The sequence below is a fragment of the Sorangium sp. So ce119 genome (genome assembly GCF_051524405.1).
Taxonomy (GTDB): Bacteria; Myxococcota_A; Polyangia; order Polyangiales; family Polyangiaceae; genus Sorangium; species Sorangium cellulosum_G.
Genome location: NZ_CP150310.1, coordinates 2,577,211 through 2,592,803, shown reverse-complemented (window position 1 = coordinate 2,592,803; position 15,593 = coordinate 2,577,211). Strand labels below are relative to the sequence as shown.

The window sequence follows — 15,593 nt, the reverse complement described above, 5'->3', positions numbered from 1 at the left end:
GCCGCGGCGGACCTCTGGAGAACACTGCTGGGCGTGATCCGAGGCCGTCGGTCGACCGTCCCGCCCTTGACAGCGGTCGCGCCCTCCGCGCACGGGGGGAGCGTGCAAGCGATGCCGCTGTCCGCGACCGACGACGAGACGCTGGCGCGCGCCGCGGCGCAGGGGCACCCGGGCGCCGCGCCGATCGTGTGGCAGCGGTTCGCGCCGCTCGTGCGCCGCATCCTGAAGCGCACCCTCGGGCCCGGCGACGAGGTCGACGACCACGTGCAGGACACCTTCCTGCGCTTCTTCCGGGTGGCGAAGGATCTGCGGGATCCGTCGCTGCTCTCGAGCTTCATCGTCGGCATCGCGGTGCGCGTCGCGCGCGGCGAGCTGCGGCGCCGGCGCCTGCGGCGCTGGCTCACGCTCTCGTCCTCGGGCGAGCTCCCGGAGGTCGGCGGCGCGCAGCAGGACCCGCAGGGGCGCGCGGCGCTCGGGCGGCTCTATCTCATCCTCGACCAGGTGGACGACCGGTCCCGGACGCTCTTCGTCCTCCGGTTCATCGAGGGGCTCGAGCTCACCGAGATCGCCGCCGCGCTCGGGTGCTCCCTGGCCACGACGAAGCGCCACCTGGCGCGCGCGTCGCACCGGATCCTCACCGCCGCGCAGCGCGATCCCGCGCTCTCTGCCTACCTCACGAAGGCCCCGCAAGCGCTCGATCTGCCAGGAGTTCACGATGAATGAAGCGGAGAAGTTGAGCCGTCTCGCCGACCTCGCGCGCGAGGGCGTCCCCGAGGACGTCGACGCGGCGCACGACGCCGCCGAGCGGGCCCGCTTCGTGGAGGCCGTGAGCCGCGGGGCAGCCCTGCGCGGCGGCGGAGCGCTGGGCCGCCTCGGGGCGTGGCTGCGGGCTGTCGGGCTCTGGCCCGCGTCGGGGGAGCGGCCGCGGTGGGGGTTCGCCCTCGCCGGCGCCGTGGCGCTCGCTGTCGCGCTCGTGGCGCTCTGGCCGGCGCGGCGGCTCGACTACGCTGTCGAGGGCGTGGCCGGCGCCGCGGGCGGGTACATCGCCGCGGCGGCGGGCGAGGAGGCCCGGCTCCGCTTCACGGACGGCACCACGGTCGCGCTCGCGCCGGGCAGCGCGCTCCGCGTGGCGGAGGTCGACGCGACCGGGGCGCGCATGCTGCTCGAGGACGGCCGCGCGTCGCTGCGCGTCACGCCGCGGCCGAAGGCGCGCTGGTCGGTCGAGGCCGGGCCGTTCGCGGTGCTGGTCACCGGCACGGAGTTCGACGTGACCTGGACGCGCGGGGACGGCACGCTGCGCGTCGATCTGCGCGAGGGGAGCGTGACGGTGCGCGGGCCGCTCGCGCCCGACGGGCTGCCGCTCCGCGCGGGTCAGCGGCTCGTGGCGCGGCTGCGCGAGGGCGCCGTGCAGATCTCGAGCCTCGACGCCCCGGGCGCGGAGGGGCCGGCGGAGGGAGGGCCGTCGTCCGCGACGGCGGCGGCGCCGGACGCGGAGGAGAAGGCGATCGGGCCGGGCGGCGCGACCGCGGCCGGAGCGGGAGGGGAATCGGAGGAGGACGCCGGGGCCGCGCGGCCGGAGGGCTCCCGGGCCGACGGGGCGCCGGCGGACGGCGCGGCCGCGGGGCCGAGCTGGGCGAAGCGCGTGGCGGCAGGCGATTTCGGGTCGGTCCTGGCCGAGGCGGAGCAGCGCGGCCTCGGCGGGGTGCTCGAGCGGGGCTCGCTCGACGACCTCGTGGCGCTGGCGGACGCGGCGCGGTACGCGCGGCGCGGCGACGTCGCGCAGCGCGCGCTCACCGCGACACGCAAGCGGTTCCCCGGGACGAGCCACGGCAAGGCAGCGGCCTTCCTGCTCGGCCGCATGGTCGACGACGGCGGCTCGCCCGGCGCGGCCGTGCCCTGGTACGACACGTACCTCGCCGAGTCGCCCGGCGGCCCGTTCGCGGCCGAGGCGCTCGGCCGCAAGATGGTCGCGGTCGAGCGCACCGGCGGCCGGGCGGCGGCGCGGCCGATCGCCGAGCTTTACCTGAAGCGCCACCCGCGCGGCGCGCACGCCTCCGTGGCGGGCGATCTCCTGAAGCCGTGACGCCGGCCGGTCGACGCCGAGGCGGCCGTCGCGGCGCACGCTGCGATCTCGCGGGGACGCCGGATGCCTGGCTGGTCTACGGTCGCGGCCGCAGGCATCTGGATTGAAGGCCGCAGGCATCTGGATCGAAGGAGGAGACCCCGATGGTCATCGAGCTGACCCCGAGCTTCGAGGTGATCGACCCGCGCTTCCGCAAGCTCGCGCTCCCGCACGTGCACGTCGACAAGCTGTACACGGGCTGCCGCTGGGCGGAGGGGCCGGCGTGGTTCGCGGCGGGGCGCTACCTCGTCTGGTCGGACATCCCGAACGACCGCATGCTGCGCTGGGACGACACCGACGGCTCGGTCTCGGTGTTCCGCCAGCCCGCGCTGAACACCAACGGCCACACGGTCGACCTGCAGGGCCGTCTCGTCTCGTGCGAGCACCGCGGCCGCTGCGTCTCGCGCACCGAGCACGACGGCTCGCGCACGGTCCTCGCGTCGCACTTCGAGGGCAAGCGGCTGAACTCGCCGAACGACGTTGTCGTGAAGTCCGACGGCAGCATCTGGTTCACGGACCCGAGCTACGGCATCGACAGCGACTACGAAGGCGACGCGTCGCCGAGCGAGCAGGGCGCGCAGCGCGTCTACCGCCTCGACCCGGTCTCCGGTGCGCTGACGGCCGTCGCGGACGACTTCGTGCAGCCCAACGGCCTCGCCTTCTCGCCGGACGAGTCGCTGCTGTACATCGCCGACACCGGCGCGACGCACGTGAAGGACGGCCCGCACCACGTGCGCAAGTTCCGCGTCAGCGCGAAGGACACGCTGACCGGCGGCGAGGTGTTCGCGACCTGCCCGGTGGGCGTGTACGACGGCTTCCGCGTCGACGTGCACGGCAACCTGTGGCTGTCCGCCGGCGACGGCGTGCACTGCCACGCGAGCGACGGCGCGCTGCTCGGCAAGGTGCGGATCCCCGAGACCGTGTCCAACGTCTGCTTCGGCGGCGCCAAGCGCAACCGCCTGTTCATCTGCGCCACGACCTCGCTGTACGCGGTCTACCTGAACACACGCGGCGCAGGGCGCTAGTGTCCTGTGCCTGAAGAGCGGGAACCAGGTCCTCTCGTCGTGCGCATCGAGCCGCCACCGGTAACGGGCATGTGCCCAGTGACTCTCATGGGTCATGCATTCCAGGTGACCGGGAGGCTCTTCACTCCGAAGATGTCCGCGGTTTCGGGGCGCAGGTCGACGTCCTCGGCCGCTACGTCCAGGCGGAGGGTCGGGAAGCGCTTCACCAGCGCGGGCAAGGCGACCCGCATCTCGATACGGGCCAGTTGCTGGCCAAGGCACACGTGGACGCCGTGGCCGAAGGCCAGGTGCCCGATGGCCTGCCGCTGGATGTCGAGAGTGTCGGGGTCGGCGAAGCGCTCCGGGTCGCGGTTGGCGGTGTTGTACGACAGGATGACCGTCGTGCCGGCCTTGATGGTCTGGCCGCCCAGCTCGACGTCCTCCAGCGCCGTCCGCTGGAAGGTCTTGGCGACAGACAGGTACCGCAGCAGTTCCTCCACGGCCAGGTCGGCGATCTCGGGTCGGGCACGCAGCGTGGCCCACTGCGCGGGATTGCTCAGCAGGGCGAAGGTGCCCAGTGCCAGCATGTTCGCGGTGGTGTCGAGCCCGGCTGCCAGCAGCAGGAGGCCGACACCCATCAGTTCTTCGTCGGTCAGGTCGGTGCCGGTGAGGTCGCTGAGCACGTCGTCGGTGGGATTGGCGCGCTTGGCCGCCACCAACTGTGCGATGTACCGCTGGGTCGCGACGTAGCCGGCCATCTGGTCATGCTCGCTCACCCCGGAGACGATGGCATCGACATGCTCCTGGAAAGAGTCTCGGGTCTCGTACGGCACCCCGAGTAGGTCGCAGATCATGATCGTGGGGATGGGCCTGGCGAACGCGGTCACCAGGTCCACCGGCGGGCCGGCCTTTGCCATGGCATCCAGGTGTTCGGTGGTGACCTGCTCGACGCGCTCGGTGAGCAGTTGCATCCGCCGGCCGGTGAACTTGCCCGTCAGCAACTTCCGGTAGCGGCCGTGCTCCGGCTCGTCCATCAGGAGGAACTCGCCGGGCGGCGCCGGAGGGATTTTCATGTCGCCCAGGTCGATCAACGGGTGGCGCATGAGCTCCTTGCGGGAGCTGAATCGTGAGTCGGCCAGCACCGACCGGACCAGGTCGTAGCCGGTGATCAGCCAACCCTCGTGTCCGCCGGGGAAGGGGTACCGGCTGATGGGGCCGTGCTCACGCGCCTGACGCAGCTCCTTCGGCGGGTCGAAGGGACAGCCAGGCTCACGCGCCGTCGGCAGTAGGCCGACGGTATGTACGGACGCCGTCATGTTCATTCCTCTTCTCCGCCGATCTTCGCCGAAGTGCGTTGTGTTGAAACCGCGAAGCGTTCGCGAGGAATCAAAGGCTACGTTGCATTCACAAAATCGTCAAGCTCTCTGGGAGAAGATCAACGAGATTGGTATAGCCATGGATCACGTTGCAATGGGCTTCGGGACGAATGCAACGCGGACCATCCAATGGTTGCAATGACCTGACAACGAATGCATACTCCTCGACGCTCGCTACACATGGGAGGCGCCCGCCGTGCCAGGAGACCGACTCACCCAGGACGACCGTCGGCGCATCGCCGCGTGGCTCACCGAGGGCCTGACGTATACTGAGATCGCCCGGCGGCTGAACCGTCCCAAGTCAACGATCACCCGAGAGGTGGCCCGTAACGGCGGGCCCGAGGACTACCGCGCCGACCATGCGCACCAGCTGACCCGGCTGCGTGCCCGCCGCCGCAAGCCGATACCGCTGCCCGCGACTCCGGCCACCGCCGCCGCCTACGGACGCGACCCCAAGGCGGTGTTCGCGTTCGAGCAGCGGCTCGCCGAGCAGATGATCGCCACCGGATGCCCGCGCATGGTGGCGAGGATCCTGTCGTGCCTGTTCACCACCGACTCCGGCGATCTCACGTCCGCCGAGCTGGTGCGGCGGCTCCATGTCAGCCCGGCCGCCGTCTCCACAGCCACCCGATGGGCCGAGGAGCAGGGCCTGATCGTCCGCGAACGCGGAGCCCGGGGCAAGCAGAGGTACACATTAGAGAGAGAGGTCGGGCACTGTTCCATTCTCGCCAGCGTCCGTTCCAATGAGCTGCTGGCCGAGCTCAGCCGCCAGGGGGCCGGAATCCTCGGTCGCACAACGCCCGCGGGTGCCCGACTGGACAAAGCGGGCTCCCTCCTGCACCTGATCTCGCAGGACCTGGCCGACTCGGTCGAACGCCGGGTGCGCGAAGTCTTCGGCGCCTGAGTCGTGCCTCAAGACCGGAAGGAGCGGGCGAGGAACGGTACGTACCGAGTCCTCCGCCTTCGTTGGCCCCGAGAAACGAAGCTCTTGTGATTCCGGCAGGGGTGCCCTGAGGCGGGCGAGCGAAACCTGAGAGCCTCCGCCAGTACGGTGCGGTCACCGTCCCCACGGCCTCGGTGGGCGATCAGGAGCTCCGCTCCGCCGCGATGGCGCGACCGAGGAGCCCGATGATGCGTTCGGCATCATAGACGCACCCACCCCAGCTTCCGCCGCTGGCATCCTGAAGCGCAGCCCACAACCGCGTATCCGCGTTCACTCGGCCGTCGGGTTGAAGGGCTGGATTGGGCAGGCGGGCGGCAAGATCGCCGGCATTCACGCCCACGACGTCCACCGTCCCCTCCAGCCTGCGCGTGTCGATCCGGAGCCTGACGCGGTCGCCGTCGCGCACGCGGCCGATGGGTCCACCCGCCCACGCCTCCGGGCTGACGTGGCCGATGCACGCCCCGGTGGAGACGCCGGAGAAACGACCGTCCGTGATCAGGGGGATACGGTACCCGTCCTTCACGTGCTTGAGGGCGGACGTGATCTGGTACGTCTCCGGCATCCCGATACCGGGACCGATGCCGATCAGCACCATCACGTCCCCCGGCTGCACGGCGCCAGTCTTGATCGCCTCGATCGCCGCGTCCTCGCTGCCGAACACGCGCGCAGGTCCCTCGTGCAGATAAACGCCGTCCGGTCCGATCACCTGGGGAGCGATGGCGGTGCTCTTCACCAGCGCTCCCTCGGGCGCGAGGTTGCCGCGCAAGAAGGTCACCGTGCTGGTGAGGCCGCGCTCGCGCGCCTTCCCGGCGGGCATGATCACGTCGTCCGGGTCGATGCCGTCCAGCTGTCGTAGCTTGTCGCGCAGGCGCAGGCGCCGCTCGCTGCGTTCCCACCACTCGAGGTTCTCGCCCAGGGTCCGGCCGCTGACGGTGCGCGCACCGAGCCGCAGCAGGCCAAGCTCGCGCAGATGGAGCATGATCTCCGGGACGCCTCCCGCGAGGAAGACCTGAACCGTGGCAAAGTGTCGCGGCCCGTTCGGCAACACGTCTACCAGGCGCGGAACGAGGGCGTTGATGCGCGCCCAGTCGTCCACCGTGGGGCGTCGAAGTCCGGCCGCGTGGGCGATCGCCGGCACATGGAGCACCAGGTTGGTCGACCCGCCGACGGCGGCATGCAGCACCATCGCGTTGTGAACAGCGTCGTCGGTGACGATATCCCGCGTGGTCACGCCGCGTCGCTCGAGGGCCATGAGCGCGTGCGCGGAGCGGCGGGCGAGGTCGCGCCAGATCTCGGCGCCCGACGGGCTGAGCGCGCCGTGCGGGAGGGCGAGGCCGAGCGCCTCGGCGACCACCTGGCTCGTCGCGGCCGTCCCCATGAACTGGCAGCCGCCGCCGGGGGAACCGCAGGCGCGGCAGCCCATCTCGGCGGCGTGGTCGAGGCTCACCTCCCCGCGCGCGAAGCGCGCCGCGAGGGTCTGGACCTTGGCTGTATCCTCCGCCTCCTCCGCGAGGAGCGTGACGCCTCCCGGCACGAGCACCGTGGCGAGGTCGAGGGAGCCGGCGAGCGCCATCAACATGGCCGGCAGCCCCTTGTCGCAGGTGGCGACGCCGAGCACGCCCCGGCGGGTGGGCAGCGAACGTATCAGTCTTCGAAATACGATGGCGGCGTCATTGCGGTAAGCGAGGCTGTCGAGCATGCCGACGGTGCCATTGGTCCGCCCGTCGCACGGATCGCTGACATAGCCGGCGAACGGAATGGCGCCGCCGGCCGTGAACGTGCGGGCGGCCTCCTCCATGAGCAGCCCCACCTCCCAGTGTCCCGTGTGGTACCCGAGCGCGATCGGCGTGCCGTCGGGCGCGCGGATACCCCCCTGCGTGCTGAGCACGAGAAACTGCTTCCCGCGCAGGCGCGCAGGATCCCACCCCATCCCGGCATTCTGCGTCCAGCCGAACAGCTCGCCGCTGGACATGGCGCGCAGCTGCTCGGCCTCGAGCGGGAGGCGCCCCGACGGTCCGGGCGCGGTGGTGCGCAGGGTGTAGATCGCCTCGCTGCCGGACTCGAACACCGGGTCGTGGTTCATGCGCGGGGCGCGAGGGGGTCGCGGGTGGCCTGGCCGTCGACGAGACGCGATATCCCGAGCGGATTCTCGTCGCGCAGCTCCGGCGGGAGCAGCGCGGGCGGACACGACTGGTAGCAAACGGGACGTGCGAAGCGGAGGATGGCCGCGCTCCCAACCGAGGTGAAGCGCGCGTCGCTGCTCGCTGGATACGGCCCGCCGTGGTGCATGGCGTGCGACACCTCCACGCCCGTCGGGTAGCCATTGAAGACAAGGCGGCCCGCGACGCGGCCGAGGACATCGACAAGGTCCTGGGCGGCGGCGAGATCGTCGTCGGTCCCGTGAAGCGTGGCGGTGAGCTGGCCTTCGAGCCCGCCGAGGAGGTCGAGCAAATCACCGCGGCTCGAGGCGGTGACGAGCAGCGTGTACGGCCCGAAGATCTCGTGCGCGAGGTGCGGCTGCCGTGCGAAGTCGGCGGCGGAGACGCGAGCGACGCGCGCGCCGGTGTCGGTCAGCCACTCCGCTCCTTTCAGCTCCCGCACGGAGCGGTCGAACGACTCCTGGATACCGGCGTGCAGCATCACACCGGGCGTGAGGGCGCGGGCTCGGTCGGCGACCGACCGCGCAAACGCATCCCATTCAGGGGAGGCCAACCCGAGGACGAGGCCCGGCTTGGTGCAGAACTGGCCGACGCCGAGCGTGCTTGAGTTGACCAGCCCCTCGGCGATCGCGTCGCGGCGATCGCGCAGCGCGCCGGGCAGCACGACCAGCGGGTTGATGCTGCTCATCTCGGCGAAGACGGGGATGGGCCGCGGGCGGGCGGCGGCGGCGTCGCAGAGGGCGCGGCCGGCGCGGGTGGACCCGGTGAAGCCCACCGCCTGGATGGCCTCGTGGCGCACCAGCGCGAGCGAGACCTCGGGCGAGGCACCGTGCACCATGCCGAACACGCCCGCGGGCAGGCTCGCCTTCTGGACGGCCGCGCGCAGGGCCGAGGCCACGAGGTCGGAGGTACCGGGATGCGCCGGGTGGGCCTTGACCACGACCGGGTTGCCCGCGGCGAGGGCGGAGGCGGTGTCGCCGCCGGCGACGGAGAACGCGAGGGGGAAATTGCTCGCGCCGAAGACGGCGACCGGCCCGATCGGTCGCAGCACGCGGCGCACGTCGGGGCGCGGGAGCGGCTTGCGGTCCGGCAGCGCGGGATCGATCCGGGCATCGACCCAGGAGCCCTCGCGCACGACCGCGGCGAAGAGGCGGAGCTGGCCGGTGGTGCGGCCGCGCTCGCCTTCGAGGCGGGCGACGGGCAGCCCGGTTTCCCGGTGTGCGGTCTGGATCAGCGGTTCTCCGAGCGCCGTGATCTCGTCGGCGACGCTCTCGAGGAATCGCGCGCGCATCTCCGGCGCGAGGTCGGCGATGGCCCGCGCTGCCCCGACGGCGGCGCGCGCGGCGGCGTCGATCTCGGCGGGTGTGGCGTCGCGGAAGGCGCCGAGTTTTTCCCCGGTGGCGGCGTTGTGAGCGAAGAATTCCATGGGTTACCCCTGAGATACCGGGTTTGCCAGCGTGCCGGCGCCGGGGATCGTGATCTCCACGAGGTCGCCAGGCTCGAGGGTGAACGAGTCTGGCGGCACGATGCCGGTCCCGGTCATGAGGACGACGCCTGCGGGGAAGCTCAGCTCGCGCGTGAGGTAGGCGACGAGCTCCTCGGGCGCGCGCCGCATCCTCTCGGTCGAGGTCTCCGCCGCGAACACCGCCTCGCCCCTGCGCCGGATCGCGAGCTGGATGGAGAGCGCGCGCAGGTCCAGCCCGGGCTCGTCCGCGAGCGCGATGGCGGGGCCGAGCGCGCAGCAGCCGTCGTAGATCTTCGCCTGCGGCAGGTAGAGGGGATTGTCGCCCTCGATGGACCGCGATGAGACGTCGTTGCCGGCCGTGTAGCCGACGATGCGGCCCGCAGCGGACACGACGAGCGTGAGCTCTGGCTCGGGCACGTTCCAGCTCGAGTCGCGACGAATCCGCACCGGCGCGCCCGGGCCGGCGACCAGGCGGGGCGTTGCCTTGAAGAACAGCTCCGGGCGCTCGGCTTCGTACACGCGGTCGTAGAAGTCGCCGCCGCCGGCGCTCTCTTCCTTGCGCGCGCTGCGCGAGCGGTCGTAGGTGACGCCCGCCGCCCAGACTTCCTGCCCGTCGATCGGGGCGAGCAGCGGGACGTCGGGCGGCAGGGGGTGGGCTGCGGCGCGCGCGCGCGCGTCACGCACCGCGCCGAGGGGGTCGGGCAAGGCGAGCCACGAGGCGACGGACGCGAACGCCTCCGGGGACGCCGCCGTCAGATCGTGGCGCGCTCCCCGCTCGTCCTCGATCCCGAGACGCGGCCCGCCATTGCCCGCAAACCGAAACAGCTTCATGTCCGCGCCTTTCTGAGCACGACGGCGGAGTTCTTGCCGTCCATCCTGAGCTGGTAGCGGCTCTCTCGCTCGCCGCACGCGCGACGCTTCGGCCGGCCGCGACGGAGCCGGTGAACGAGGACCCGTCCACCTCGACCGTGGGTGCAGTGTTGAAGTCCACCCCCACACGGTCGTGTAACGTCGGTCGCATGATCCACCATTTACGCGCCCTGTAAAGCCACTTCTTCGCTCTCGCCGCTGCTGCTCTCGTGCGCGTCGCGCGCGTCGTACGCGCCGGCCCCGTCCGCGCCGCGCCCACGATCTGATAAAGCCCTGGCGAGTGCGCTCCTTCGCCTTTCTGACCTGTCTCCTGCTCGCGCCCGCGCTCGTCCCCGCGCGGGCTGCCGCGGCGCCCCCTGCGCCCCCGCAGGAGGCCGCGGCGGCCGCGTCGCGCGTCGCCATCCTCGAGGCCGACGCGGACGACGCGCTGGTCCGCGAGGCGGCGACGCGGCTCAAGGCCGAGCTCGGCGCCGCGGGGTTCGAGGTGGTGATCGTGCCGCTCGAGCGCGAGGGCGACGTGCGGGCTGCGCTCGAGCGCGCCGCGCAGGACGAGGGCGCGTTCGCGGCCGCGGCGATCTTCCGCTCCCGGGCGGGCGCCACCGCGGACCTCTGGATCGTCGACCGGGTGACGCAGAAGACGGTGGTGCGCACCGTGGAGGTCGCCGGCGCCGCGGCGCCCTCGGTCATGGCGGTGCGCGCCGTCGAGCTCCTCCAGGCGAGCCTCCTGGAGGCGAACCTGCTCGCGTCGCGCGCGCGGCCCGGGGGCGCGGCGGACGGCGTCGCGGCCCCGGACGACGTGCAGCGCTGGATGGCGCCGGTGCGCCGGCAGGCCGCGGAGGACCCGGCGGCGGAGCGGCCCGGGATGTTCGCGGGCCTCGGCGTGGAGGCCGGGATCGCGGCGCTCCAGAGCACCGGCGGCGTCGGGCCGTCCCTGGGGCCGGCGCTGCGGCTGTCGTACGGCGGCGGCCCCGCCGGGAGCGGCGCGCTGCCCGCGGGGCTCGCGGCGCGGCTGACGTTCGCGGGGCCGACGCTCGGGCCGGCGCTCGAGGGCGCGCTCGGCACGGTGTCGGTCCGGCAGGAGATGGCGTTCCTCGAGGCGGTGTGGGCGATCGAGACGGGCGGCGCGGTGTCACCCGTGCTCTCGGCGGGCCTCGGCGGGTTTCACCTGTTCATCAGCGGCGACCCCCTGCCCCCGCTCCGGAGCGCGACCGGCGAGGTCTGGTCCGTGGCCGCGACCCTCGGCGGGGGCGCCGGGCTGCGCCTCACCGAGCGCGCGGCGCTCTTGCTGGACGTGCATGCGATCCTCGCCGAGCCGCGCGCCGTCGTGACGCTCGGCGGCGAGCGGCTCGGGACCGCGGGGCGGCCGACGTTCGCGGGGTTCCTGGGCCTGCTGGTGCGGCTCTGAGGCGGGCGGCGCCCGCGCGGCCCCCCGCGGGCGCACGGGAGCTGCCTGCTGCATGAGGTCGCTTGTCCGCGTGGAGCGGCGCCGATTCCGGTACGGTGCGGAGACGCAGACAGCGCGCGCCTGATGTGGGCGGCGGCTCCTGGCCAGGGAGGCATCGATGAGCATTCGAGGATTTTCGGCGACCTTGCTCGCCACGTTCGCTTTCTCCACGGCGTTCCTTGGTTGCTCTGACGACGCGAGCGACGACCCCGGAGGGAGCTCGACGGGCACGGGCTCGGCCTCCGGGAGCGCCGGCTCGGGCGCGGGCGGCGACGGCGGCTCAAGCGCCGCGGGCGGCGACGGCGGCTCCAGCGCCGCGGGCGGCGACGGCGGCTCCAGCGCCGCGGGCGGCGACGGCGGCGCCGCAGGCGGCTCCAGCGCCGCAGGCGGCGACGGCGGCTCCAGCGCCGCGGGCGGCGACGGCGGCTCCGGCGCCACAGGCGGCGGTCCCGGCGGCGAGGCGCGCGTCGCCGCCCGGTGCGAGGCCGACGCGGACTGCGGTCCTTCCGGCGTGTGCATCCCCGAGTCGGACGTCGAGTTCTTCGGCGGAGGCCCCGCGGGCGGGTACTGCACGGCGGCGTGCAGCGAGGACAGCGACTGTGCCGGCGAGGGCAGCGTGTGCATCGGCGGCGCGTGCCTCCTCGGCTGCACGATGGGAGTGCCTCCGCTCGAGAGCCTGGCGACGGAGCTCGATCCGGGGAAGTGCCAGGGTCGCGAGGATCTGCGCTGCGATGCGCTCGACGACGCGTCGATCTGCGTGCCGAGCTGCGGCTCGGATGGCCAGTGCACCGGCGGCCGCGTGTGCGACCCCCGGTGGAACCTCTGCGTCGACGAGCCGACGACCGGGCTTCCCGATGGGTCCCCGTGCGAGCTCGGCCGGGACGGCGAGGACCCCTGCGCGTCGTGGTGCATCGATTTCGGCGGGGAGTCCGGTGTCTGCGCCGGGCTCTGCGTCCTCGGCGGCGACATCGCCAACGACGACTGCGGAGGGCTGGAGAGCGGGCTCTGCCTCTACAGCCTCGCGGCCGATTCCGGCGCTGGCGACGTCGGTGTCTGTGCCAACGCGTGCACGAGTCACAGCGACTGCCTGTTGCCGGACGCTTCCTGCGTGTCCGCGGGGCTCGAGGCCAACGGGTACTGCCTCTTCGGCGTGACGCCATGTCCGAGGGGCCAGAGGCAGTGCGCACGAGGCGAGGTGTGCACCCGGACGCCCGAGGGCTCGTTGTGCCTCGACGAGACGTATCCGCTGGACGACTCCGGGGCAGGCGGCGGGGGCGGTGCCGGCGGTGCGGGCGGCGCCACCGGCACCGGCGGTGACGGCGGCGCGGGCGGCGCGACGGGTACCGGCGGCGAGGGCGGTGTCGGCGGCGCCACCGGCACCGGCGGTGACGGCGGCGCGGGGGGCGCGACGGGTACCGGCGGTGACGGCGGCGCGGGGGGCGCGACGGGTACCGGCGGCGAGGGCGGCGCCGGCGGCGTCGGCGCCGCGGCTGGCGCCGGCGGTACGGGCGGTACTGGCGAGGGCGGAGCCGGCGGCGCTGGCGCCGTCGGCGGCTCGGACGGCGCTGGTGGCGCCGGGGGTGCGGGCGGCTCGGCCGGTGCAGGAGGCGCGGGCTGACACGGGCGGCGGGCTGGCACAACCGGCTCAGGCGGGCTCGGCGGTGCTTGATCCGCTGGCGCGGCGTGGAGGATCTTCTCCCGGCCGGGAGGCGGTATGCTCCTGGCCATGGGTGACCCGGCTTCCGCGATTCCCTCCTTCGAGGAGCTCTACGCGCAGATCCAGGCCCTACCCGAGCACTTGACTGGCGAGATCCTCCAACCCGGCGTCCTCCGGACGATGTCGCGGCCGGGCAGGCGCCACCGCCGCGCCGCGAAGCTCTGCCAGCAGAGCCTCGGTCCGTTCGACCTCGACGCCGGCGGCACCGGCTGGTGGATCGAGGCGGAGGCAGAGATCCGCTTTCCCGACGGCCGGCTCTTCGTCCCGGACCTCAGCGGCTTTCGGGTCGAGCGTGTCCCGGAGCTGCCCGAGGACAACCCGCTCGCGATACTGCCCGACTGGTGCTGCGAGGTGCTGTCGCCCAGGACCGCGAGCGACGACCTCGCGATCAAGCTGCCGTTCTACGCGCGCAGCGGCGTGGCCTGGGTGTGGATCGTGGATCCCACGCACCGGCTGGTCGAGGTCTTCGAGACCGTCGGCGGCCGGCCGACGCTCGCCGCGATCGCGCGAGACCAGGACCGCATCGCGCTGCCGCCGTTCGATGGCGAGATCAGCGTGGGCCCCTGGTGGCTGCCCGGGCCGGAAGAGTAGCCGAGGCCGCGGTACAGGCGCTCTTCCGCTCGCGATCTACGTCACCGGGTCGCAGATCTTCTGCGTGCAGAGGTCGCCCTTGCGCGCGCAGACCGGAGGAATCCCCTCATCTGGCAGCTATGTTCAGTGAAAATTGAACAGGGAGGCGGGGAGACAGGGAGTATCTTGAAGATTTCCTCCCCGTCTCCCCGCCTCCCTGTGAGTCTCTTCCGAAGAATCCGAGGGGATATCTCAGCGCGCAGATCCCAACAGCAGCCGGATCACTCGCACGTCGAGAACTGGGCCGACGCGGACTGCTCGGCCGTGCTGACCTGGACCGTTGTCTCGATCTTCTCGCCGAGGACGTCGGTCACGCGCACGCGCCACGGCCCCGCCGGCATGCTGCCGCTGCCGACGCGCCAGTAGTTGTAGACTTGCCGCGTCGCCTCTTGCCAGGTTCCGTTGATCTGGACCTCGAGCTTGTCGATCGGGGTGCGATGGCCCTGCACGCGGAACTCGTTCCAGTAGGAGTTCTGCTCCTTCAGCGAGATGGAGAGATCCCCCTCGACCGGACAGGGCACGTACTTCCACGAGATCCTCCCCCTGGCCCCGCCGTTGCCGGTGCCCAGATATCCCTCGTCGATCGACCCGATCTGCTGGAAGGCCTCCTGGCTCAGATCGATGTGCCCGGGCGTGCACTTCGGGTTGCCGTTCGAGGGGCACTGATCGACGACCGTCGCCACGACCTTGCGCCCGTCGTCGCGGCTCACCTCCACGCACGCCCCGCACGCGGCCGCCGTGTCGTAATCGGCCGTGTTCATGGCCGCGAAATACCGCCCGCCGCCGGTCGCGACGTGCGCGATCCTGTCCGGGCTCGTCCCGAGGACCGGGAAGCTGCAGTTCACGACCCCCCCGGAGCCCTGGCCGAGCGTGTACCACGTCACCGACCCGTCGCCGTCCTCGTAGCTCGGCAGCGGGATCGAGCAGGTCCCGCCGTCCCCGCCGCCGGTCGTGGTGCCCTCGGAGCTGCCGCCGGTGCCGCCGCTCGCGCTGCTCGTCGAGCCCGTCGCGCCCCCGCCGCTCCCCCCTGCCCCGCCGGCGCCCGTCGTCGCGCCCGATCCGGTGGTTCCGCCCGATCCGGTCGACCCGTTCTGGGTCATGGACACCATCACCGGCTGGTAGTCGCTCCCGGTCGCGCCCGCGCAGAAGCCGAACTTCACCGCGCCTCCCACCGGGATCGCCGGACGGTTGGCCTGCGGGGTCACCGTCAGGATCGAGCCGCTCCGGCTCGACTCGGCCTCCCAGAGGCTGATCAGGCTGGACTGCCGGAGATCGATCACCACGGTCCACGACGTCACCGGCGCGGTCCCCTCGTTGGCGACGTTCACCTCGGCGCAGTAGCCGCTGCCCCAGTCGACCGACCTCGTCAGCGCCGCGACCCCGAGCCCATCGCTCGTGATCACGGCGCTGGTGAGGTCGCCCGCGCCATCGTCGCCCTCATCGCCCTGCACCGGAGCGGTGCACGCGGCAAGCAAGCCAAAGCCAAGCAAAGGTAGCACAGCAAAAGATCGAGAAGCCAAGGATCGCATCGCACTCTCCACAAGGTGGGCGCGCCGAGAGGGCGCAGCCGATGACGTCTTCAATAATGCAGATTGAAGAGCCCGCCATCACTCGATGTCACAGAAGATCATTTTGATACCCAACAACTCTGGAATGATCCCTCCTGAACGAAGAAGACCCGCGGATCCGTCGAACATTTCACCTCGGGCAAACGCACCTGCGCCGGCGCCGATTACCCACATCGAGCCCCACGAGCGCCCACGCCACCACCGTTCCCCCTCGAACACGCGATCTCCGTCGATACAAGCTTGTCTTTCGATCGGTGACTCCCCCTCTGCGCGCCCCGGCGAGGCGCTCGCGCCT

The 15,593-nt window shown here is 72.3% G+C and carries 12 protein-coding genes; 7 read left to right on the top strand and 5 right to left on the bottom strand.

What is annotated here, in order from left to right:
• Positions 1 to 111: 111 nt before the first annotated feature.
• The 3 genes from WME76_RS09990 (at position 112) to WME76_RS09980 (ending at position 3,147) form a co-directional block, all read left to right on the top strand.
• A complete protein-coding gene (locus WME76_RS09990) occupies positions 112 to 723 on the top strand; it encodes an RNA polymerase sigma factor (protein ID WP_437959926.1) in 612 nt (203 codons plus the stop codon).
• Entirely contained in the window at positions 716 to 2,083 is a 1,368-nt protein-coding gene (locus WME76_RS09985) for a FecR domain-containing protein (RefSeq protein WP_437959925.1), read from the top strand. The genes WME76_RS09990 and WME76_RS09985 overlap by 8 nt, the downstream gene beginning before the upstream one ends.
• 143 nt (positions 2,084 to 2,226) lie before the next feature.
• Positions 2,227 to 3,147 carry an SMP-30/gluconolactonase/LRE family protein gene (locus WME76_RS09980; RefSeq protein WP_437959924.1) on the top strand — a complete coding sequence of 307 codons (921 nt, stop codon included), beginning with the start codon at positions 2,227 to 2,229 and terminating at the stop codon, positions 3,145 to 3,147.
• 92 nt (positions 3,148 to 3,239) lie between these two features.
• Here WME76_RS09980 and WME76_RS09975 read toward each other — a convergent pair whose 3' ends face one another.
• Positions 3,240 to 4,442 (bottom strand): cytochrome P450, encoded by a 1,203-nt coding sequence (locus WME76_RS09975; protein WP_437959923.1) that lies wholly within the window; start codon positions 4,440 to 4,442, stop codon positions 3,240 to 3,242.
• A gap of 256 nt (positions 4,443 to 4,698) precedes the next feature.
• Between WME76_RS09975 and WME76_RS09970 the strand changes: the two genes are divergently transcribed.
• Positions 4,699 to 5,406, top strand: coding sequence for a helix-turn-helix domain-containing protein (locus WME76_RS09970; RefSeq protein WP_437959922.1), 708 nt, complete (start codon positions 4,699 to 4,701; stop codon positions 5,404 to 5,406).
• Between the two features lie 181 nt (positions 5,407 to 5,587).
• Here the strand turns inward: WME76_RS09970 and WME76_RS09965 are convergent, their stop codons facing one another.
• The 3 genes from WME76_RS09965 to WME76_RS09955 are packed head-to-tail and all read right to left on the bottom strand — an operon-like array spanning position 5,588 to position 9,900.
• Entirely contained in the window at positions 5,588 to 7,528 is a 1,941-nt protein-coding gene (locus WME76_RS09965; protein ID WP_437959921.1) for a YjhG/YagF family D-xylonate dehydratase, read from the bottom strand.
• Complete coding sequence (locus WME76_RS09960) at positions 7,525 to 9,030, bottom strand: aldehyde dehydrogenase (NADP(+)) (RefSeq protein WP_437959920.1); 1,506 nt, start codon at positions 9,028 to 9,030, stop codon at positions 7,525 to 7,527. The genes WME76_RS09965 and WME76_RS09960 overlap by 4 nt, the downstream gene beginning before the upstream one ends.
• A 3-nt stretch (positions 9,031 to 9,033) precedes the next feature.
• Positions 9,034 to 9,900, bottom strand: coding sequence for a fumarylacetoacetate hydrolase family protein (locus tag WME76_RS09955; RefSeq protein ID WP_437959919.1), 867 nt, complete (start codon positions 9,898 to 9,900; stop codon positions 9,034 to 9,036).
• A 319-nt stretch (positions 9,901 to 10,219) separates the two neighbouring features.
• On the opposite strand from WME76_RS09955, the gene WME76_RS09950 reads away from it, so the two are divergent.
• From WME76_RS09950 to WME76_RS09940, 3 genes are all read left to right on the top strand, one after another.
• Entirely contained in the window at positions 10,220 to 11,344 is a 1,125-nt protein-coding gene (locus WME76_RS09950) for a hypothetical protein (protein WP_437959918.1), read from the top strand.
• 157 nt (positions 11,345 to 11,501) lie between these two features.
• Complete coding sequence (locus WME76_RS09945) at positions 11,502 to 13,001, top strand: hypothetical protein (RefSeq protein ID WP_437959917.1); 1,500 nt, start codon at positions 11,502 to 11,504, stop codon at positions 12,999 to 13,001.
• 108 nt (positions 13,002 to 13,109) lie between these two features.
• The gene (locus WME76_RS09940; RefSeq protein ID WP_437959916.1) at positions 13,110 to 13,691 is read left to right on the top strand and encodes a Uma2 family endonuclease; all 582 of its coding nucleotides are present in this window, start codon (positions 13,110 to 13,112) and stop codon (positions 13,689 to 13,691) included.
• Positions 13,692 to 13,951: 260 nt separating this feature from the next.
• Here the strand turns inward: WME76_RS09940 and WME76_RS09935 are convergent, their stop codons facing one another.
• Positions 13,952 to 15,205, bottom strand: a complete 1,254-nt coding sequence (locus tag WME76_RS09935) for an expansin EXLX1 family cellulose-binding protein (protein WP_437959915.1) — start codon at positions 15,203 to 15,205, stop codon at positions 13,952 to 13,954.
• Positions 15,206 to 15,593: the final 388 nt, after the last annotated feature.